Consider the following 22,590-nt stretch of genomic DNA (forward strand, 5'->3'; position numbering starts at 1 on the left):
ATCAATAACTCATTATTTTTTGAAACATAATTAAACTAAGAATACTACCAGGGTTAGCGCATCTCAAACACTATTGACAGGTGGATTCTAGCAAAGGGGAAGAGTTGCAAAGAGCGGCAGCCAACACAGAAACCATGTACTGGTCATTCATAGCCGCGCGCCGTGACTTTTGCCGAATACTGCGGCGAAAAGATGATTCTCTCTCTAGGGCATTAAGGGCAATGCGACGTAGCAAAGCAAAATTTTGTGGACTGTGCAGAGAACGAATCCGACATTCATCTTCATGGAAGGTAACATCTAATGTCCAATGAACAGAGTTCTCGATGCCCCAGTGCTGTCGAATTGCACTACCAATTTTGTTAGCATCACTAGCAAGACTAGAGATATAAAATTGTACTTCATTGGTAATCTTATTCCAATGTTGAATTGAACGCACTACCATAACGACTGTTTTCAGTCCTACCCAATCGTCTTGTTCATAAAGTGCAGGAATTTGTGAGACTGGCACTGTGTAAACTTTGCGATTTTCAATTCTGTGATGCCCTTTTTCTACCCGCCGACTAATATTCACCTCAACATTTTTAAACCCAAGAGATTGTGCGATTTCAAACCAATTCTTCACTGTTTGGTGTAGCTTAGGATGATTATCTTTGAGACTCAAGATATAATCGGCATTAGCTTCTATGATTTCTTCGGCAATTGATTTCTGTGTACCCATTGCATCAATAGTAATGATACAGCTGGAGATGTCCAACATTTCTAAGAGTGCTGGAATTGCGGTGATTTCATTCGATTTGGCATGAACCTTCGTTTGTCCCAAGACCAAACGGTGTTCACTAGACCAGGCACTAACCAGATGTAAAGCTTTTAGTTGGGATTTGCGGTCATATGAGCTTTTGAGAGCTTTACCGTCTATGGCAACTACTTCTACTCCTAACTTCTCAACCAATGATTGTATCCACACCTGAAAACATTGCTCAAATTCTTTGGGGTTAATTCTCTCAAACACCCTTCTAAAAGTATCAGGGCTGGGGATTCCAAACGGTAGTTCTAAAAATGTTTGCAACCATTCTTTTTTATTGAGCCCATACTCTTCAATATCTTCCCAACCTTGAGCGGCGGCGATTACTGCCAAAATGGAAATGGTAATGATATCAGTAAGTAAATGCCATCTCGTCCTTTCTGTTCTTGGGTCTTTTACTTGTGTGAAGTATTCTTGAAACTTACTGGTAATGTCAAAGCTGTTTACGCTAGGTGCAAAAGATGCTTTGGTTTTGCTTTTCTTGTTCTGAAATCCTGTTGACATTACTTTCAGTTGGCAGCGAGATGAATTAAATCTTACCCTACCTCGGATGATGTCACTTTGTTTCCAACAAAGATTGCTGATCGGGCCAGTCCTCTTGTCAATAGGTTTTGAGACGCGCTAACCCTGAGAATACTACGCCAATAATTTATGATTTTCAAGTAATAATGTCGACTTTACCAGTGTCAATATCGTAACAAGCGCCAACAATTTTTAGTTTACCTTCACTGCTCAATTTAGCTAAAATTGTTGAGCTTTCCTGCAATTTTTCAGCCTGATATTGAATATTCGCTATAACTACATTCTGCATACTATCACCCGTTCTTAACTTTACTCTTTCTACAGATGGTTTGATACCCTCAATAATCAAACCAATTCTGCCAGAAAGTGGTTCGTTTTTGATTGCTTCTGCTACTGCACCGCATCTTTTATGACCTAAAATCACAATCAACTGCGAACCTAAAACTGTTGTAGAATATTCCAGACTACCTATAACTGTGTCACTGACGACATTACCAGCAACTCGCACAACAAATAAATCTCCAAGTCCTTGATCGAAGACGATTTCCGCAGGGACTCTGGAATCTGCACAACCTAATATAGCGGCAAAGGGATATTGAGCTTTAGCAACTAATCGCAAATGTTCTAGTGATTGATCGGGATATTTACGTTTTTGTTGGATAAATCGTTGATTACCATCCAGTAAGCGTCTGATAGCTTCATTAGGACTAACTGGATTAGGGTTGCCTGGATGAATATCAGCAATAGCAGTTTGCTCTGTATTCCAAAAACTATCACCAAAAGCAGTAGCTGTAATACCTACTAAACTGGCAAATTTTAAGAAATTACGTCGCCCTACAAATCCATTAATTCGACTCATCAATCTACCAGAAAACAAAGCTGTTCTCAGAAAGATATCAGACTTAAGCAAGATGCAATAGTACCCTTTTACACGATTTAAGAGTCATTTAATCTTCAGATAGCATCGTAATTTAGAACTTAAGTATATAGGCATAACTAAACATATAAGAAAATCCTAGTTCGTAGTAAGCGATTCATCGCTTATAGCAAGTTTTAGTAAGACAAAATATTTACTACAAACCAATTATTTACCCCTATGTATATATTTTCTGTATTCTTTGGGAATACTTAACACAGTATTGGCTATATTTATGACTTTTTTAAACAAAATCAACTGGAATTTTCTACGTAAAAATTCTCAAAATAGCTCTGGCATAGATCCATTTGCCCCTATCCAACCATCTACAACACCATTAACCCCTAAAAATCTAGCTAAATTAGAGCATGAAATGGAGCTAGAGAGGCAGGCTCTCAAAAAATCCTCTCAGCAAGTGCATAGCAAAACCAAGCGGGGTATAGGTAGTAAACTTATTTGGATAACAATACTTATCGGTATTCCGATTGGTGTGATTTGGGTGGCAAACCAGCCTTACCAGGTGATTCGCCGTCCGCTGATACTCCATGCACCTTTTTTGTTGCTACCCAGCTATATAAGTATGGATAATCACTATCGACAGGCGTTGGTATCAGTCGAGCAAGCTGAACAATTGATTGAAAAAGCTACCAGTCCAGCAGATTTGGCTTTGGGAGAAGAGAAGCTACACGAAGCACAAAAACATTTAGATCAGTTACCAACTTCCTTTGTTAACGATTGGTCTGAATACAGATATTGGTGGTACGATTCGCGCTTTAGCATCTACGGTTTTAATGCATTTCGGAGTCAAGTTGGACAACTAGAAGCTAAAGTTTTTCAAGAAAAGAATGCTCAGTCTTTGCTTACCAATAATATGCAGACCCTATTAAATGCCAAACAACAATATGAACACGCCACAACAGCAACTGATAAACAGACTGCAACAGCTGCTTGGCAGACGGCGCTTAATCAATTAGAGCAGATTCCTGGTCAAACTCTGGCAGGAAAAACTGTACAAAACCAACTAGATAATTATAAGCGTGAGTTTCAGGAAGTTGTCGGATTGACCGCTGGAAACGATCGCATCAGTGCCTTAATTACCGCAGCGCGACAATTTTCTTGGCAAGCTGCCAAAGCTGGTCAAAATCCACCACACACCGTAACTGAATGGCGACAAATAGAAAATTTGTGGATAGAAGCAATTGAGCGGCTTAAAGAGATTCCTTCAAAAGACGTAGCTGGTTATACCGAGGCACAGAAATTATTAGCAATTTATGAGGCTAATTTAGGTCAAGTTAAGGTAAGGCGGCAAGCTGAGGCAGATGGTGTGGAGGCTTTAGAAGCAGCACAACGAGAAATTGAAAGCTTTTTAGCTTCAATTCCTGCTGATGCTCATGATGTACAGCACAATCGGGTATTGAGCCAATTGCAAAGTATTATTAATCAGTTAGAAAAAGTGCAAAATGGTACTACAGCCTATCTTAAAGCTCAAGAGTTACTACTGTCGGCAAATAATAAACTTAGGCAGCTACAGATTAAATAAATGGTAGCGATCGCTTTAGTATGTTAATACCTCCGCCAAAAATTTTTGCAATATTATAATGAATTGGCTGTACGCTCCTACTTATATATCAGATATTTCGTGAAATGATATTAGACCATTTGTACTATATATTTTCTGTTTAATTTCTAGCCAGTTGTGGTGAAGCGGTGACGCTTGTGCTTGTTAAGTGCATCCAACCCTAAAAGGGTAGTTCACACAAACGTCAACAACTGGCCATTGGGTGGGATTTTTGAGACGGGAATCGCTCCCTTGTAGAATTTTCTCAATGTCCCAGTAACCCTGTTGATATTTCAATTAAAACTGCAACAGAAAAATTTTGGATGCCAAATTGCCAAAAGCACTTAATCAATTTTGATTTGGTAAACATAGGCGTTTTTATACCATAAGAAAACGCCCCAGGTTTCCTCTGGAGCTGCTTTGCAGGATTTGTTGCGACTCAGCAGTATATTAAAAACTGATGCAGAACTTTATATATAGGAACTTCAGTAAGCCTTCCTGTTGAATTGGGGTTCTGCCCAATCCGGTTAATTTGCATTTTAGTCATTTTTTCCTGAATGAATGTCCTGTTTTACCTTTTTACTCCCTGTAGATGTGATTAGAAACGCAAGGATTATTGGGGAGAATTCTTTGAGCATCGAAAACGACGGTCGCGGCAGTGGCAGGAATAGTTCTAGCTTTTGTATTAGTTTATAGATAGCGTAGGCGCACCCCGCCTTAAACATCGCTATCGCCTGATGAAGTTTCCTGATTAAAGTGGTCTTATATTGAATGGGGGCAAGAGTGAAAATCCGAATTAATGTCTTTTACCTGCTCCCAGATATAGCTCACCCACTTTAGGATCGTTCAACAGTTCTTGACCTGGGCCTGAAATAGCATCGCGTCCTGACTCCAGTACATAGCCGCGATTAGCCATTTCTAAAGCCTTACGGGCATTTTGTTCCACTAATACGATCGCAGTACCCGCCTGATTAATTTGTTTAATCTGCTCAAACACTTGTGTCACCAAAATCGGGGACAAAGCAGCAGATGGTTCATCCAAAATCAGCAAACTAGGTTCCAACATCAAAGCTTTACCCATCGCTAGCATCTGGCGTTCTCCCCCGGAGAGAGTACCAGCGCGTTGACGACGGCGATCGCTTAGTCTGGGGAACATAGCAAATATTTTATCTTTAATTGGTTTCAGAGGAACGTTAAGCACAAAAGCACCCATCTCCAAGTTCTCTTCAACACTAAGGGAGGGGAAAACATTGGCGATTTGCGGTACGTAGCACATTCCTCGCTGAACTATTTCATTGGACTTTAGCCCCACGAGATTTTCACCTTTGAAGGTAATTGTCCCTGTGTGCGGGATCAAAAGCCCAAAAATTGCTTTTGCTAAAGTAGATTTACCAGCGCCGTTGGGGCCAATCACAGTTACCAATTCGCCTGGTGCAACGCGGAAATTTACGCCTTGCAGGATATCTACATCTTTAATGTATCCAGCGTGGACATTTTGGACATCTAGTAAATAGTCATTTGTCATTTGTCATTTGTCATTTGTCATTGGTCAACAGTCAAGTTAAAAATAGCTATTGACTGTTGACTATGGACTATTAAGGAGTTTTTTGCAACTCTGGTCGTTCTTCTGCAAGAATTGCCCCTTCTACTGGGCAAACTTGGAGACATATACCACAATCGATGCAAGTGGCAAAATCAATCCAGTACCAATCAGTTCCCTTGGCATTTTTGCCTGGGCCATCATGAATACAAGCTACTGGACAGGCATCTACGCAGTCAGCAACGCCTTCACAGACTTCTGTAACAATTGTGTGCGGCATGTTCTCGATTCCCTCTTTTCTGTATCGGCTATTTCTAGCCTAGCAGGGGAGTGGGGAGTGGGGAGTGGGGATTAGGGAGCAGGGGAGGCAGAGGAGGCAGGGGAAGCAGGGGAAGAACTATTAATTTTTACCCATGCCCCATGCTCAATTCCCACTAACGCAATGGTTCAATTTTTGGGGAGCCATCAGCTTTCATCCAAACAATTTGGGCAATGCCGCGATCGCTTGCATATTGGCGAATAGCATCTGCATCCCTTCCCCCTAAATCAATTTCTACGCGTACCAAATCAGTAGAATCTCTGAGTTTTTGCGCGTAAGCAAAGGCAGAGGCGTTAGCGCTAGCCGTCTCTGGTACTACCAACCAGTCACTCGTTGGAGTTGCTTGTGGTAATTGCTGAGTAGACAACAGAACTTGGTATAAATCTTCGATATTTAGTCCAAAACCAATACCGGGAATGTTTTCTCCTTGGGGATGATATAGCCCTAAAAGCTGGTCGTAGCGACCACCGCGCCCTAAAACTCTAGCTTGAGATTCGGTATCATTAACAACTTCAAAGACGATACCAGTGTAATAGTCTATGGTCTGGATAAGGCTGAGGTCGAGGATTAACGGAAATTTTTTCTCTGATTCTAGTAATTCTACTAGGGATTTGAGGTTATTTACTGCCTCTCGCTGTTCTTCATCTAGATCCAAACTACTAACTTTTTGCAACACGTCTGCACTGGGGCCACGCAAATCAAGCATGGTTCGGGCGCGATCGCGTAGTTTATCACTTAGGGGTAAAGTATCTATAGTAATGCGATCAAGATGAGCGATCGCACTGCGAACTTTATCCTGTAAATTAGCAGGAAAAGCACTCAGGAGCGATCGGGTAATTCCCGCTTCACCTAAAATTAAATGCCATTCCTGCAACCCTAGTGCTGCTAAACAATCTGCTACTAACAGTAGTACTTCCCCATTCGCCAACAATCCGCCAGCACCTAATAATTCCACCCCAGCTTGATAAAATTCTTGCTGGCGATTGTGTCTATCCCAAGTGCGGCGAAACACATTAGCGTTGTAGTACAACCGTTGCGGATAAGTTGCATTTGCCATGCGAGTGACTACTGTACGAGCAATGGATGCTGTTAATTCTGGACGTAGCCCTAATTCATCATCTTCGCCATTTTGTAGTTGAATCACCATCTGGCGCTGGATTGCTTCTCCCGCCATCAGAGTATCCATGCGTTCTAAAGTCGAGGTGATAATCCTGTGATATCCCCAACGGTGAAACACCTGCTGTAATCTATCTTCAATCCAGCGTTTTTTCTCCACATCCAAGGGCAATAAATCCCTGGCTCCTGCTGCTGGTTGATACACCATTATTTTTTCTTCCCACCAAACAAACCACCGAACAAACCACCACTACCAGATTTCTCTGGTTGCTTATCTCCATTATTGGCGGATGAAGTCACCTTATGATCACTTGGTTGTTGTCCTAGAGCTTTATCTATTTTAGGTTTCCATTGCAAAGCCGCTTCGTCATTGGGGTCTAATTTGAGGGCATTGTCGAAGTGGATTTTTGCCATTTTTAGCTGATTTTGCTTCAAATACACCATTGCAATTAAACTATGGCAGTGACTATTTTTAGGTTCTAGCTTCAGGCCATCCTGCAACTCTACTTTGGCTTGAGCAAATTGGTTTTTATCAATCAAAGATTGAGCGCGACGAATATATTGTTCTACAATCGAGTCTTCTTTTGGTGGTGCTGGTGTTGGTGCTGGTGGTGTATTTGGCTGAGGCGTAACTGATTCGACTTTGGGTTGAGCAGGTGGCCGCGGCGCTGCGGATGATTTACTTGCATTCCGCATTAAATACACTAAATTCAACTCACTAACTTGGGCAATGACTTGCAGTGCTTGCTCTAAAGAATCATATTGGGTTTCGCCGATTTTAGCGATCGCACTTTTATAGAAATGCTCAAGATTGGGTGTCTGGGCTAACTGTTTAGCCAACTCGGTGGTGAGAGTCACTGAAGTAGATTCTTGTAGCAGGCGCTTGCCAATTTGCGACAAAATTAAAATATATTCCGTGCGAGTGCGATCGCCACACAGTTTTTCGTAAGCTGGGTTAACCAGCTTTGATAAAAATTCGTTGCCTAGCTGTTTTTGTTCATCAGTTTCAGTAAAACTACTATCCGGGTGTAAGCGACGGGCAATTTTAAGATAGCGTTTGCGAATCTCTTTGACATCCGCATCCACTGGAACGCATAAAACTGCGTGATGATCTATGAAATCATATTTAAATAGTCCACGATCTATTTTGAAAGACATATAGAGGTTTTGCACCAAAGCAGCAGTTAGATTCCTCTTAGTTTACCCAAAGTCAGAGGGAAAGCTCCCACCTGCTAAACCCATGCTGACAGTGGTGGAACTTGTAAAAGTTCGTTACTGAGAGTATCGTGAATATAACTATTTGTAGCAAGAATTCTACCTGACTCAATTTTGACAGGTGTCCCATCGTAGGCGGTAACTTTGCCCCCAGCCTCTTGTAACAAAATTATCCCGGCGGCAATATCCCAAGGAGAAAGCCCTCGTTCCCAGTAACCATCGACACGTCCACAAGCGACATAAGCCAAATCTAGCGATGCAGAACCGCTACGTCTGACTCCTTGAGTAAGATGAGTCAGGTGACTAAATTCTGCATAGTTGTTATCAGAGGTTTCGCGGCGATCGTAAGCAAATCCTGTCACTAGTAAGCTTTTATTAAGTTCCGATGTTACCGAAACCTGAATGGGGCGACGATTACGCGTTGCTCCCAAGCCAGCAGCAGCCCGGAATAGCTCATTATGAAAAGGGTCATAAATTACACCAAGTTGCGGAACGCCATTAATTAACAGTCCAATGGAAACAGCAAAAAATGGGTATTGATGAGCGTAGTTGGTTGTCCCATCTAGGGGATCTATTGCCCAAAGGTATTCATTCTCTTGATTACCTAATTTACCTGATTCTTCCGCAAGGATAGAGTGATCGGGAAAGTGGCGACGCAAAATTTCTAAAATCACCTCTTCTGAGGCTTTATCAGCAGCAGTTACTAAATCACCAGGGCGACTCTTTTCAATAATTGCGTCTTCTAATTTACCTAAATAACCTTGCAAAACAACACCAGCAGCTAAGGCCGCTTCAGTAGCAATATCTAGAAAAATTTGTAGATTAGTCATTAGTTATTAGTCATTTGTCATTTGTCATTCGTTTTCTTCCCCTGCCTCCTCTGCTCCCTCATCCCCCATCCTCCATTCCCCACTCCCCACTCCCCACTCCTCAAAGATTTTGACGGCGAAACTCAGCAGGAGTGAGGTGCATGGGTTTTTCTGGGTTCCAGATTCCTTGGCCCATGAGTCTAGCCCATTGTTGGGCACGTTCTAAACGCTGGTCATATTTGTGATTAGGCGATCGCTCAACAAACATTGCGTTCCCTTGTTTCACTAATTCCTCATTCAACAACACCTTATTTTTCCACACATAAGCTAGAGTTCGTCCGATTTTGTCTTTTGTTTCTAAATCAAACTCCAGCGTTACCGATTGTTCTGCACCTCCAATTAGATTTTCTAGCTGTTCTTTTGCTGCGTCCCCCCAAGGGCGCTGTCGCAAATCTGGTGCATCAATGCCAACTAACCGCACTTGGGAAATTAAATTTGGTTGTTCAGCCATGCCTATCACTTCCAAACTTTGCCCACTAACTACCCGCGCTACTTTTACTTGAGCCTCATTGTTTGGCAGTTGGTTTTTACCTTGGCAACTCACTAAGAGCAACAAGCAAGCCAAAATCGCTATTTTTCGCACCCAATCACCAAGACGCATAGGCATTAAAATTTTGCCTATGGTCGCTGTTGCGCGATCGGTAATTTTGAACAAAAGAGGCAGGAGGAATAATGTCTTTTGCCTCATGCTGCGACCAGAGATTTGGGTTTGAATGCCCCACTTCTTCAAGTGACTCTCTCTCAGGTAGGGTTGATGAGCAAAACCTCCTGCCTCCTGCCTTCTGCCTCCTGCCTTATTCAATTGTTTATTCCTCATCTAACGGTAAACCCGCTTTTACTTTCCCCCTCGCAAAATAGCGGCCAAACTGGAGTTCGTAGACTTCATCTTCGTCTTGTGTCTCCACCTCCAAGTCAGAACGGGGATAACTCACACACAACAAGGCATAACCTTGTCGACGTAAATCTGGCGACAATCCGATCGCCTCCGGTTGGTAAATTTCTCCCGATAAAACTCTTACCGCACAAGTGGTACAAGCCCCGTTACGGCAAGAAAACGGCAGTTCTACCCCTTGTTTTTCGCCAGAGTGCAGAATGTAGCGGTCTTCTGGGACTTGTAGGGTGTGAGTTTGGCCAGTGGCGCGATCGCGAACTCTAATTGTGTATGTACGGGACATCTGGATTTGCGTTTTAGAATTGGGACTTTCAGATTCAATTTAAAATATCTTTCTTTATCTTTGCATTTTCTGGGATTCTATAGTATGATCGTAACTTGTGGCACCTGGAGAGGTGGCCGAGTGGTTTAAGGCGCAGACCTGGAAAGTCTGTGAGGGCGAAAGTTTTCCGAGAGTTCGAATCTCTCCCTCTCCGTTCTCAAAGCTAGTTTAAATATATAGTTTGAACCAGATTTCTACAAATAGTCAGGTTCTTTAAAAACCAATATGGTTTAATTGAGGCTAAAAACTGAAATCGGCGTTGCTTGGAGAGCCACTATGCCCTTGCGGTTTTCCCAACTTGTTCGGGGCTAGTTACAAGGGAAAAGTAAGTGACGTTTGAGGAAAAAACCAACATTTTATACTGATAAGCTTTATACCCACAATTAAAGTTTTCATTAATACTTTTTTCCTCGTGCCTTTGGCCTCCTCTTGTAACATTTATTTATTTTTCATTCATAATTGAGCCATTTTGTAAAGTGGCCAAACTCCTACTTCACTATGGCCACAGCCTGATGAACGGATCGGGTAAATTAAGATAAGTAAAGAAAACGCTTTGAATTAAATGGCAACTCTAAGCTTACAAGAAATTTCTACTCAGTTAGAAAGTCCGAATTTACGCGATCGCATGGTAGCCCTAGCCAATCTGCGTCATGCGTCCCCTGAGGATGCAGTTCCTTTGATTAAAAAGGTACTAGACGACGAATCTTTGCAACTGCGATCTATGGCAATTTTTGCCCTTGGAATTAAGCCGACACCAGAATGTTATTCAATTTTGGTCAGAATTCTCGAAAATGACCCCGATTATGGGATACGCGCTGATGCTGCTGGTGCTTTAGGATATTTAGGTGATGCCAGAGCTTTTGAGGTGCTTTCACGGGCATTTTATGAAGATACTGATTGGCTAGTACGCTTTAGTGCAGCCGTTTCTCTTGGTAACATTAAAGATCCTCGTGCCCATCAAATACTTATTCAAGCATTGGATAGCAAAGAAGTAGTGTTGCAACAAGCTGCAATCTCTGCACTGGGTGAAATTCAAGACATTGAGTCAGTCGATCAGATCCTGCGCTTTGCCCAATCAGATGACTGGTTTGTAAGGCAGCGTTTGGCAGAAGCTTTGGGTAATCTTCCTACTCCCAAAAGTGTTTCAGCTTTAAAATACTTAGAAAAAGACAATCATTTCAATGTTGCTGAGGCAGCTAGGATTGGCCTCAAGAAGCTTGAGGAAATAGACAATCAAGCTTAATAATATTAGAGCATCCTGCTACCTTTTAATAATTAAGTGGGAATTTTAGCATTTTGATGCAGGGTAATTTCATTCATGAATATTGAAGAGTTTTTTCAGTTAAGTACTGGTAAATGGTTTTCTCATCGTACTAGTCAACATTTGGCTTTTAACCAATCTGAAGAGAGTAAGTCAGACATCATTATTGAGGCGCTGGCACTAGATGATCCACAAGTGATCAAACTGTGTCAACAGTACGAAATTAATCCTAGTTCTGCCTCTTGTGCTGCCAAAATTACCTGGAACGGCACAATAGAAAAAGATAAAACAAAACACAGTGGTTCAACTGTGTTAGTTTCTGTAACTGATGCAGATAATCCAGATGAAGGTAAGTTACTGCGGGAAGTGGTTGATGCTAATAAAACTCCAGTTGCCGGACACTATAAATTTGACAGCGATGGTGCTTTAATCTTAACTATAGAGGATGAAACCATGTCGTTAGAAGAGCGTCTGTGGTTTGCTAGCCCCAATTTGCGAATGCGGGTAAATGTCCTCAAGAGTTCTGATGGATTTAGTATCGCTTCCTTTACTTCTGAGATTCGCATGGGTGGTTTTCCACCAGCTGCGAAGGCTTCTGAGGCGGCTAATTCAGTATCGAGTTAGGTTTTGTAGGCTGTGTTATGCCGCTCTCTTACGCACCATCCTAAATTTTTACTGCGTTTTTCGGTGCGTTAGGACTAATGTCCATAACGCACATTTTTATGTTAGAAGAAATCCAAATAAAAAAATACCAAGCTGTGGTTGATTCCATAGTGGGAAAAAACTTAGATATATTTCTCTTGGCGTTGAAACTTTTTAAATTTGCAAAAAGTTAGCGATCGCCTGCGGTAGTGGCAAAATAATTACAATCAATAACGCCATTGCCAGTAATCCCCAAACGTCACGTTGGTTATCCAATTCAGTGACATCATTTAGCGCAGGCTCATCAATCAATGGCATAAATAATAAGATAATTGCCCACACCAAAAATTCTTCTCTTACTAAAGCCAGTAATAGCAATAACACGCGAGCAATTTGCCCAATTATCATCGCAGTTCGTTGTCCAAACATCGCATGGACAATGTGACCTCCATCTAGCTGTCCCACAGGCATTAAATTTAAGGCTGTAACAATTAGTCCCAAAAAACCAGCTACTGCAACTGGATGCAAATCAAGGGCTGATTTTGCCGTTAACTGACTACCCAAGGCTAGCTTCGAGAGTACCGCAAGTAAAATGGAATACTTGGGATTAAGGGCATCAGGATTCAAAAGTCGGGTTTTTTCAGTGATAGAAACTACATCAGAATGAGCCAAACCCCATATTAGTAATGGCACAGTCACCACAAAGCCTGCAATTGGCCCAGCTATACTAACGTCAAATAAAGCTTTGCGGTTGGGAATCGGACTACGCATCTGAATAAATGCCCCAAAAGTTCCCAAGAAGAAGGGTATGGGAATAAAGTAAGGTAAAGTCGAGCGAATCTTGTAGAATTTAGCTGTTAAATAATGCCCAAGTTCGTGAATACCCAAAATAGTCATTAACCCTAAAGCATAGGGCAATCCTTTGAATAGAACATCTGGGTTAGATAGAACTTTGAAAAAAGAACCAATTTGCCATATAGGCGGAAGAGAAACACCAGCAATTTCCACTCCCACCAAGGTAGTAGTTACCAAAGTAGCTGCTAGTAGTAGAAGTGCTAATCCTGGTCGAGTTAAGCGTTCCTGTTCGCGTCGTGGTGTATTTCTTTCTTTAGCAGCTTGAATGTTAGGAACCAGTACAAAGAAAGGTTTGTCATTTAAGCCTTCTTGAAAGATCAGCAGGAAGCGATCGCCAAATTGTGCTTCAATATTAGTCTTAATCTGCTGGTAGGCGTTGCTAGCTTTAGTTCGCAACTGACCACGGCAAATCACGGCTTGTGGTCGATACTCAATATTTTGAACGTAGTATACAGACCAAGGAAAACAATTTCGTAGTTGAGTTTCTTCTGTTGGCTCAATGGGACGCACTATTGGTTCTGTAATCGGCTGGATAGTCGGCTGTGATTCTGAGGCTTGGGGTTGGGTTTGGGTCTGTGTATCTCTTGGCGATCGACGTCCCCATTGAAACAACGTCCAGTACAACACTGTAGAGACGAATATCGACCAAAGAATCAGCGCTGGCGGTGGAGGTTGTTTTGGCCCATACACCAGCGTCCATCCACTCAACAGTAATGCTGGTGCCATTAAAACCAGCCACAACAACCATACTGGCGTCCGGGTGATCTGAGCGACGCTGTGCTGCACCATTAGATAAGTAGCTAGCCCCAAAAGGAGGATAAATAGAAACCAAAATGCCATATTATCTTCAGTAATTTTGACAAAACGTCCCACCAGTAGCTTCAGCACCATAGCATTAACTACAAGGCAGACTTCAAATTCCAATTTTTTTTCACAACGGTTAACAGTGCTGGTTAACGCTCAAGTTTCAATTCTTTAGAATTTCCACGCTGTAACCAGATTGTCTACAACTCCTCAGTTTCGGTTCTTTGATTATGTGCCCTCTACCTCAAGTGCCAAGCCATACAACTAAGTCACCACGGGCTGTTTTCTCTAACGAAGTTTCTAGCGGAGGTTCTCTGCAATCGGACTTCGCACAAGAGAGCATTTTTGCTTTTCCACCCAATCGGGACACATTAGGGGGAACCTCTTATCTTATTGTAAGAAATGAAGGCAATATCCTCATAGACTGCCCTGCCCTAGACCAAACAAATGAAGATTTTTTGCGATCGCATGGAGGCGTGCGTTGGTTACTTATCACCCATCGAGGCGCGATTGGCAAGACTGCTGAATTTCAGCAAATCTTTAGCTGCGAGGTGTTGATTCAAGAGCAAGAAGCTTATTTGTTACCAGGTTTAACCTTAACTACCTTTAGGCAGGAATTTACGCTTGATAGCGCAGCCCAAGCGATTTGGACACCAGGTCATTCTCCCGGTTCATCTTGCTTCTACTACAGTGAACGTGGAGGTATATTGTTTTCTGGTCGTCATTTACTCCCTAACCAGCACGGTGAAGCAGTACCATTACGGACAGCTAAAACCTTTCACTGGCCCAGGCAAATCCAGAGCCTTCAATTCTTGTTAGAAAATTTTACACCAGAAACTCTTAGATACATTTGTCCCGGTGCTAATACAGGCTTTCTCAGGGGCAAACGATTTATCGATCAAGCTTATCAACACCTCGCCTCTCTGGATTTATTAGCTTTGCTGCGGATACAGCCTTTTTGAGGTATTGGGTATTGGGTATTGGGTATTGGGTATTGGGTATTGGGTATTGGGTATTGGGCATGGGGCATGGAGAGTTAAAACTTAAAAGTTGACCTTTTGAGGCTCGACGTTGACCTTCTGAGGCTCGACGTTGACCTTCTGAGGCTCGACGTTGACCTTCTGAGGCTCAATGTTGACCTTCTGAAGCTCGACGTTGACCTTTTGAGGCTCAATGTTGACCTTCTGAAGCTCGACGTTGACCTTTTGAGGCTCAATGTTGATCTTCTGAGGCTCAATGTTGATCTTCTGAGGCTCGACGTTGACCTTTTGAGGCTCGACGTTGACCTTTTGAGGCTCGACGTTGACCTTCTGAGGCTCAATGTTGACCTTCTGAGGCTCAAAGTCTAAGTTTTAACTCCCTCTCTCTTGCCCAATCCCCAATCCCCAATACCCAATGACAAATGACAAATGCAAGTTTTGTAACATTTGTTAAGCAAGATATTGTCTTGGGAATTCTAACTTTAGTACACAGGAATTCCCGTAAAAATTTATGAGCGCAAAAGCTGATGGAACTTTAAGGTTCGCTGGATACCAAATCTCAGAGCAACTGTATTCAGGTTCTCGTACCCAAGTGTATCGGGCAGTACGAGAATATGATCGCCTACCAGTTGTCATCAAGCTCTTAAAACGAGAATACCCAACTTTTAGCGAATTAGTACAGTTTCGCAACCAATATGCGTTGTTTACCGCCGCAGGCATCGCTAAAAACTTAGATATCCCTGGCATTATCAAACCCTACAGCCTGGAAGCCTATCACAATGGCTATGCCCTGGTAATGGAGGACTTTGGTGGTGTTTCCTTGCGGCAATTTACTCAAGGAAAAACACTGACATTAGAGCAATTTTTACCCATTGTTTTGCAACTGCTAGACACGCTATACCAGTTACATCAACAACGCATCATTCATAAAGATATTAAACCAGCCAACATTTTAATTCACCCTGACACCAAACAAATTAAGCTGATTGATTTCAGTATTGCCTCACTCCTACCACGAGAAACCCAGGAGATTCAAAGTCCTAAAGGGCTGGAGGGAACGCTAGCTTATCTGTCGCCAGAGCAAACTGGGCGGATGAACAGGGGCATTGACTACCGCAGCGATTTCTATTCATTAGGTGTAACTTTCTTTGAACTACTAAGTGGACAACTGCCCTTTGAGTCCCAAGAACCAATGGAGTTGGTGCATTGCCACATTGCCAAACTTCCACCCAACGCCTGCGATTTCAACCCTAATTTGCCCTTGATGCTGGGTGAAATTATCCGCAAACTGATGGCAAAGAACGCCGAAGACCGATATCAGAGTGTGTTGGGGCTTAAACATGACCTTGTTACTTGCCTAGAACAGTGGCGAGAAACAGGCAAACATACCTGGTTTGATTTAGGAAGGCGAGATATTAGCGATCGCTTTCTCATTCCCGAAAAACTCTACGGACGCGAATCGGAAGTACAGACGTTACTGGAAGCATTTGGTCATGTTGCCAACGGTGGCTGCCAACTAATGCTGGTGGCAGGTTTCTCTGGCATTGGCAAAACCGCAGTTGTTAATGAAGTGCATAAGCCGATTGTCCGGTGGAATGGTTACTTCATTAAAGGAAAATACGACCAGTTCAACCGAAATATTCCTCTATCTGCTTTTGTGCAAGCCTTTCGTGATTTGATAGGACAGTTGCTTAGTGAAAGCGATATTCAACTAAAGCAATGGCAGAACAAGATTTTAGCGGTAGTTGGCGAGAACGGGCAACTTCTGATCGAGGTGATTCCTGAACTAGAGCAGATTATTGGCAAACAACCGGCGATCGCTGAATTATCGGGTAGTGCAGCACAGAACCGTTTCAATCTGCTGTTTCAAAAGTTTATTCAAGTCTTCACTACACCAGAGCATCCGTTGGTGATGTTTCTCGATGATTTGCAATGGGCAGATTCGGCATCGCTTAATTTGCTGAAGCTGTTGATGTCTCAGAGCAATGGCGGTTATCTATTCATTATTGGCGCATACCGCGATAATGAGGTGTTTGCAGCTCATCCCCTGATGTTGACGCTAGATGAAATCAAAAAAGAATCTTCTTGCGTCAACACTCTGACTCTATTTCCCTTGAGTCAAGCAGATGTGAACCATCTAATCGCCGATTCCCTCAGTTGTGCAACAGGCCAAGCATTGCCATTGACAGAGTTGGTTTATCAAAAAGCCAAAGGCAATCCCTTTTTCACAACTCAGTTTCTGAAAGCGCTCCATGAGGATGGGCTGATTAGATTTGACCCCCCTCAGTCCCACGCCAGATGCTACCCTGCGGGAACGCTAAGAGCGAACAAGTCGGCAGAGCCGCCCAACGCACTGGCTCCCCTTGCTAAGGGGGGAAGTCAAGGGGGGTGGCAGTGTGATGTAACACAAGTGCGATCGCTTGCTCTCACCGATGATGTGGTGGAATTTATGGCACAACAGCTTCAGAAGTTGCCCAACATCACTCAAAATATTTTGAAACTGGCAGCCTGTATCGGTAATCAGTTTGATTTGGCGACGTTAGCGATTGTTTCTGAAAAGTCGCAGACAGAAACCGCCTCAGAGTTGTGGAAAGCATTACAAGAAGGATTTATCATTCCCACCAATGAAATTTACAAGTTTTATCAAGATTCCTCCTTAGTCATCGCTCATTTGCAAAGGACAAATGATAACGGACAAAGGACAGTTTACAAATTCTTGCACGATCGCATCCAACAAGCAGCCTATTCCCTAATTCCCGATGACAAAAAACAGATAACTCATTACCAAATTGGACAACTGCTGCTACAACAGATTTTGCCAGAAGCTAGAGAAGAGAGAATTTTTGAAATCATTAACCAATTAAATTATGGAACTTCTTTAATTAGCGAACAAACACAACGAAGTGAACTAGCACAACTTAACCTCACCGCCTGTCGCAAAGCCAGAACTGCCACCGCCTATCAAGCAGCGCGTGAATATGCCGCAATGGGATTGTCTTTGTTGGGAGAAAATACTTGGCAACAGCAGTATGAAATGAGCCTCGCTTTTCATGAATTAGCGGCGGAAGTCGCCATGCTATGCGGTGACTTTGAGGCGATGGAAAAGTTTATCGATCTTGTCACCGAACAAGCACATTCTTTACTAGAACAGATCAATGTTTACCGCATTAAGATTCAAGGTAAGACTTCCCAGCGCCAACTCAATGAAGTGCTGGCGATCGGCATCAATATCTTGCAACAGTTGGGCACAAACATTACCGAATCACCCACACCCACAGATATTCAAAAGTCAATCCAAGAAATTAGCGAACTGATTGGCGATCGCCAAATTGCAGATTTTGTCTACCTCCCTGTGATGACAGATGCAAATAAAATCGCCATTACCCAGATTGCTAGCAGCATCATGGCAGCAGCTTACACCTGTGGATCTCTTTTATATCCATTACTAGCTACGTTGTTAGTCAAATTATTCCTGCGGCACGGCAATATATCTGTTTCTGCTACTAACTATGCTTGTTACAGTATAGTTCTTTGTAATATGCAGAATATAGATTTAGCTGCACAGTTTGGAAAGTTGGCATTGAATGTGGCGGCAAAGTTCGATGATAAAGAAAGTAAACTGGAAGTATTTTTCCTGCTCGGAAGTTATATCCTCCACCGCAAATCTCACCTCAAAGAAATGCTACCCCTCTTGAGTGAGAGTTATACCCTTGGGCTAGAAGTTGGAAACCTGGAATATGCTGGATATGCGGTTCACAATTTCTGTTTAATTTCTTCTTGGTGCGGTCAACCCCTTGCTAACTTAGAAGAAGATACACGCACTTACTACCATGCTTTAGTGCAACTGAAGCAATTGGGAACGGCTAATTACTGTCTGATTTATTGGCAAGTGATTTCAAATTTACTAGGTTTGACAGAACATCCCACCATTTTGTCTGGATCGGCTTTCCAAGAGACAGAATTTCTCCCCCGGTTGCAGTCTGCAAATGATATATGCGGATTATATATTTTCTACGCGTATAAGTTGACGCTTTGCTTTTTGTTTGGGGAAGTTGAGCCAGCTAATAACTATGCTTTTGAGTGCAGGAACTATTTGATGTCGGGTGCGGGAACAGTGGCCGAACCTGTGTTTTATTTCTATGATTCTTTGGTAGCTTTAGCACTATTGAGTCAACCGTTATGGGAAGTATCAACTGTATTAGAACGGGTGGCAGAAAACCAAACTAAGTTACAGCATTGGGCGGATTATGCGCCCATGAATCACCAGCATAAGGTCGATCTCGTAGAAGCCGAAAAATATCGAGTTTTAGGACAGAAATCCACAGCCATTGAGCTATACGACAAGGCAATTTTGGGAGCCAAAGAAAACGAATATATTCAAGAAGAAGCTTTAGCAAATGAACTAGCCGCTAAATTTTATCTCGATTGGGATAAAGAAAAACTAGCTCAAATATACATGCAAGAAGCATACTACTGCTACGCCCGTTGGGGTGCAAAAGCCAAAGTTGCCAACTTAGAAAAACTCTATCCCCAATTACTTGCTCCCATATTAGAGCAAACCCGTTCAACTCTCTCAACTCACGAAACTATATTTGCTTTGGGGAATGTCACATCCACCACTTTTGCCACTTCCAGTAGTAGCAGCGTCTCTGTTGCTTTAGATTTAGCCGCCATTCTCAAAGCTTATCAAACTATCTCAGGGGAAATCGAACTCGAAAAACTGCTCAAAGCATTACTGCATATCGTCATTGAAAATGCCGGAGCCGATAAGTGTGTGTTCATGCTTTTAGAATCAGATCGTTTGCTAATTCAGGCGTCAGCACAGGTTTCTCTGAGTGGTGTCAAGAACCAGGATGCTAAAGTCGATTTTTATCCAATGTTGCTCAATCCACAGTCTGTTGAAGACTCTGTTGATGTGCCAGTTGGTTTACTTAATACCGTCAAACGCAGCTTACAACCAACAGTGATTATTGATGCCAGGGTGCATCCTCAATTAATTAATGATCCATATATTCAACAACAGCAGCCTAAAAGTATCTTGTGCTGCCCGATTTTGCATCAGGGTAAGTTGTTGGGCATATTGTATTTAGAAAATAATTTGGCAACCGGAGTCTTTACAAGCGATCGCGTCGAACTATTAAACTTACTTTGCGCTCAAGCTGCAATTTCTTTGGAAAATGCCCGACTTTATGGAAATTCCCAGAATCATGCTCAACAATTAACACAATCTCTAGCAAAATTGCAGGCTAGTGAAACCCGTTTTCAAAATTTGGCGAATAATATTCCTGGTATGGTGTATCAATTCCGTCTGGAGGCTGACGGTTCAACTTCAACACCTTATGTTAGCTCTGGCTGTTTTGACTTATATGGGTTAGAGCCAGAGTCAGTGATGGCAGGAACGTATAGTGTTAATGCCATGCATCATCCTGACGATCAACCAGCTATTGCAGAAGCGATCGCCTACTCTGCCCAAAATTTCACACCATTTGAGCAAGAATGGCGCATTATCCTGCCTTCAGGAACCGTCAAATGGGTTCGAGCTGCTTCTCGCCCAGAGCTACAAGCCGATGGTGCAATTCTATGGGATGGCGTGGTAATTGATATTAGCGATGTCTACGACGAGCTGCGCTTACGCAAAGAGGCCGAAGCATCTCTAGCCAAAGAAAGAGAGTTCTTGAATGCCATCATTCACAATATTACCGATGGGGTTGTTGTTTGTGATGCCAGTGGTAAATTAACTCTATTTAACAAAGCAACTCGTGAGTTTCATGGCTTACCAGTAGAATCATTACCAGCAGAAGAATGGACAGAACACTTCGATCTTTATCAACCGGATGGACAAACACCCCTATCAAAAACGGAAATTCCTCTGTTTCGCGCATTACTTGGGGAAATCGTTGAAAATGCCGAAATGGTGATTGCACCAAAGCATGGTTCTAAAAGAATTTTATTAGCAAGCGGACAAGCAATTGTTGATTCTTCGGGTAATAAAATCGGTGCAGTAGTTGTGATGCGAGATATTGGCGATCGCAAACAATCAGAACTTGCCTTGCAGCAAAAATCACTTGATTTGCAACAAGCATTAAACGACCTACAAAATGCCCAATTACAAATAGTCCAAAGTGAAAAAATGTCAGCACTGGGCAATTTAGTTGCTGGTGTAGCTCACGAAATGAATAATCCTTTGGGTTTCATTGCTGCCAGTCTCAAACAAGCTAAACCCACTATTACTGATATTTTTGAACATCTTAGACTTTATCAAGAAACTTTACCCATTAAAAGCGAAGAAATTCTTGAACATGCCGAAGAAATTGACTTATATTATACCTTAGAAGATTTGCCTAAGATGATTGATTCTATGTCTATGGCGTGTGAAAGATTAAAAAATATTAGCACTAGCCTCCGCACTTTTTCTCGTGCTGATAGAGATTATAAAGTGCCATTTCACATACATCAAGGTATTGATAGCACGATTTTAATTTTGAAACATCGTCTGAAGGCGAACGAACAGCGTCCAGCGATTGAAGTAGTTACAAGCTATGGAAAGCTACCTCAAATTGAATGTTTTCCTGGTCAATTAAATCAGGTATTTATGAATATTTTGGCCAATGCTATTGATGCTTTGGAAGAATCGAATAATGGACGTAGTTTTGAGGATATTCAGGATAATTGCAATCGAATTGTAATTACAACCTCTCTAGAAGAAGATTTGGTAAAAATTATCATTGCTGATAATGGTAAGGGAATGACCGAAGAAGTAAAACAAAAGATTTTTGACCATTTATTTACGACTAAAGCTGTCGGTAAAGGGACAGGATTAGGACTTGCGATCGCTCGTCAAATCGTTGAAGAAACCCACCGTGGAAAATTAAGTTTTAACTCTGTTAAAGGTGAAGGGACAGAATTTATCATTGAAATTCCGTTATAAATTTTTACTGTTGTTTATAAACAACTTCTGAAGATGTACAAAACATGCTGGCCACGCTCAAGGCAAGGAAACTACTTTGCAAGAAGCGCTTTGAAATTTCAGCAGGGGTGAAATTGCTAGGCTCTGCACTTGCCGATCAATACCATCTCCCTGAATAATCACCTGAGAACGTGACTGAATTAATTTTCGTATCTGCGGACAACCCAGAACAGGAGTCAGTTCTGTTAAAGCAAAGACAAATTCTGTGTTTAATTTATCTAACGCTGGTCGCAATGTTTGGTTTAAGTCTGGCACATTAGGAAAAGATTTAATGCCTTGCTTTTGCCAGTTTTGAAAATCAACCGTTTGGATGAGTTTTCCTGCTTCTATTTGTGCTTTAAAAAATGCTGCAACTGTATCGGGTTCTAGACTATGGGTTTTTGCTTGTTGCCTAACCTTTAATAGTAACTCTTGTTCTCGCTTCAGATCCTCAATAGGACGTTTGTGATTCCATTTCCACCTGGCTACATCATGTGCAATTAGCAATCGTTGCTGGATCAATTTTAGTAATTTATTCACAGGTAGTTGTTGATCTGCAATCGTAATAGCTTGAGGATTTGCTGATTGTAGTGACCGAGAGTTATGAGCAGCTAAATACAATTTTAAGTTGGCAGCAACTACTGTACTACTGAAAAAAAGCCCAAAGAAAATTATTATGACAAACAACAGTGGATGCTTTTTGAAAAAACTTAAATTCATATAAAAAACCTTATATATTCTAGTACTTACCAGCAATTTACAGTAAGTCGATAGCAATATAGTATTTTAAATCTCAGATAGAATATCTCATAGTTACTGACAAAAAGCAAGTTCAGCACAAAAAGCTGTTGCCTTACTTAGAAAACCTGGTTTTAATGGTGATTTTTCAGACTGAATAGAAGAGAAGATAAAGGGTGAAATTCGTCATGGGAGGAATGATCGCACTAAAATAGAGCTTACCTAAAAGCATTTACGATCTGGATATGCTGGCATTTATAGGCAGCAGCACGTTCAAGAGCTATCGGATAAGA

At 42.0% G+C, this 22,590-nt stretch carries 17 protein-coding genes and 1 tRNA gene; 7 read left to right on the forward strand and 11 right to left on the reverse strand.

Translation table 11 applies throughout. The features are described 5' to 3' along the window. Positions 1–70 precede the first annotated feature (70 nt). Together RMZ43_RS12430 and RMZ43_RS12435 are read right to left on the reverse strand one after the other, a co-directional pair. Positions 71–1,306, reverse strand: a complete 1,236-nt coding sequence (locus RMZ43_RS12430) for an ISAs1 family transposase (protein WP_322652262.1) — start codon at positions 1,304–1,306, stop codon at positions 71–73. Between the two features lie 154 nt (positions 1,307–1,460). Then, complete coding sequence (locus RMZ43_RS12435) at positions 1,461–2,183, reverse strand: carbonic anhydrase (protein WP_322646746.1); 723 nt, start codon at positions 2,181–2,183, stop codon at positions 1,461–1,463. Positions 2,184–2,475: 292 nt separating this feature from the next. Here RMZ43_RS12435 and RMZ43_RS12440 point away from each other — a divergent pair, with 292 nt between their 5' ends. Then, complete coding sequence (locus tag RMZ43_RS12440; protein ID WP_322652261.1) at positions 2,476–3,780, forward strand: hypothetical protein; 1,305 nt, start codon at positions 2,476–2,478, stop codon at positions 3,778–3,780. An 814-nt stretch (positions 3,781–4,594) separates the two neighbouring features. Here the strand turns inward: RMZ43_RS12440 and RMZ43_RS12445 are convergent. The 7 genes from RMZ43_RS12445 to RMZ43_RS12475 form a co-directional block, all read right to left on the reverse strand. Beyond that, on the reverse strand, positions 4,595–5,323 hold the full coding sequence (locus RMZ43_RS12445; protein WP_229554046.1) for an ABC transporter ATP-binding protein: 729 nt from the start codon (positions 5,321–5,323) through the stop codon (positions 4,595–4,597). 70 nt (positions 5,324–5,393) lie between these two features. Further along, positions 5,394–5,618 carry an indolepyruvate ferredoxin oxidoreductase subunit alpha gene (locus RMZ43_RS12450; protein WP_012407913.1) on the reverse strand — a complete coding sequence of 75 codons (225 nt, stop codon included), beginning with the start codon at positions 5,616–5,618 and terminating at the stop codon, positions 5,394–5,396. A 154-nt stretch (positions 5,619–5,772) separates the two neighbouring features. Continuing rightward, positions 5,773–6,981, reverse strand: a complete 1,209-nt coding sequence (locus RMZ43_RS12455; RefSeq protein ID WP_322652260.1) for an ATP phosphoribosyltransferase regulatory subunit — start codon at positions 6,979–6,981, stop codon at positions 5,773–5,775. Then, positions 6,981–7,931: a J domain-containing protein gene (locus RMZ43_RS12460; protein ID WP_322652259.1), complete on the reverse strand. Its 951-nt coding sequence runs from the start codon at positions 7,929–7,931 to the stop codon at positions 6,981–6,983. The genes RMZ43_RS12455 and RMZ43_RS12460 overlap by 1 nt, the downstream gene beginning before the upstream one ends. A gap of 74 nt (positions 7,932–8,005) precedes the next feature. Next, entirely contained in the window at positions 8,006–8,818 is an 813-nt protein-coding gene (locus RMZ43_RS12465; protein ID WP_322652258.1) for an inositol monophosphatase family protein, read from the reverse strand. 100 nt (positions 8,819–8,918) lie between these two features. Continuing rightward, a complete protein-coding gene (locus RMZ43_RS12470) occupies positions 8,919–9,464 on the reverse strand; it encodes a thermonuclease family protein (protein ID WP_322652285.1) in 546 nt (181 codons plus the stop codon). A 199-nt stretch (positions 9,465–9,663) separates the two neighbouring features. Beyond that, positions 9,664–10,032, reverse strand: coding sequence for a 2Fe-2S iron-sulfur cluster-binding protein (locus RMZ43_RS12475; protein ID WP_109012284.1), 369 nt, complete (start codon positions 10,030–10,032; stop codon positions 9,664–9,666). Positions 10,033–10,138: 106 nt separating this feature from the next. Here RMZ43_RS12475 and RMZ43_RS12480 point away from each other — a divergent pair. The 3 genes from RMZ43_RS12480 (at position 10,139) to RMZ43_RS12490 (ending at position 11,956) form a co-directional block, all read left to right on the forward strand. Next, positions 10,139–10,225 (forward strand) — tRNA-Ser (locus RMZ43_RS12480). Positions 10,226–10,633: 408 nt separating this feature from the next. Further along, positions 10,634–11,314: a HEAT repeat domain-containing protein gene (locus tag RMZ43_RS12485; RefSeq protein ID WP_322652257.1), complete on the forward strand. Its 681-nt coding sequence runs from the start codon at positions 10,634–10,636 to the stop codon at positions 11,312–11,314. Between the two features lie 75 nt (positions 11,315–11,389). Next, positions 11,390–11,956, forward strand: a complete 567-nt coding sequence (locus tag RMZ43_RS12490) for a phycobiliprotein lyase (RefSeq protein WP_322652256.1) — start codon at positions 11,390–11,392, stop codon at positions 11,954–11,956. 192 nt (positions 11,957–12,148) lie between these two features. On the opposite strand, the gene RMZ43_RS12495 is transcribed toward RMZ43_RS12490, so the two are convergent. After that, positions 12,149–13,669: a site-2 protease family protein gene (locus tag RMZ43_RS12495; RefSeq protein ID WP_322652284.1), complete on the reverse strand. Its 1,521-nt coding sequence runs from the start codon at positions 13,667–13,669 to the stop codon at positions 12,149–12,151. Between the two features lie 194 nt (positions 13,670–13,863). Between RMZ43_RS12495 and RMZ43_RS12500 the strand changes: the two genes are divergently transcribed. From RMZ43_RS12500 to RMZ43_RS12510, 3 genes are all read left to right on the forward strand, one after another. Further along, complete coding sequence (locus tag RMZ43_RS12500; protein WP_322652255.1) at positions 13,864–14,595, forward strand: MBL fold metallo-hydrolase; 732 nt, start codon at positions 13,864–13,866, stop codon at positions 14,593–14,595. A gap of 96 nt (positions 14,596–14,691) precedes the next feature. Continuing rightward, complete coding sequence (locus tag RMZ43_RS12505; protein ID WP_322652254.1) at positions 14,692–14,982, forward strand: hypothetical protein; 291 nt, start codon at positions 14,692–14,694, stop codon at positions 14,980–14,982. A gap of 142 nt (positions 14,983–15,124) precedes the next feature. Continuing rightward, positions 15,125–21,541 (forward strand): ATP-binding sensor histidine kinase, encoded by a 6,417-nt coding sequence (locus tag RMZ43_RS12510; protein ID WP_322652253.1) that lies wholly within the window; start codon positions 15,125–15,127, stop codon positions 21,539–21,541. A gap of 57 nt (positions 21,542–21,598) precedes the next feature. Here RMZ43_RS12510 and aroQ read toward each other — a convergent pair whose 3' ends face one another. Next, entirely contained in the window at positions 21,599–22,279 is a 681-nt protein-coding gene (aroQ, locus tag RMZ43_RS12515) for a gamma subclass chorismate mutase AroQ (protein WP_322646757.1), read from the reverse strand. Positions 22,280–22,590 lie beyond the last annotated feature (311 nt).

The sequence above is a fragment of the Nostoc sp. CmiVER01 genome (genome assembly GCF_034531135.2).
GTDB lineage: Bacteria > Cyanobacteriota > Cyanobacteriia > Cyanobacteriales > Nostocaceae > Nostoc.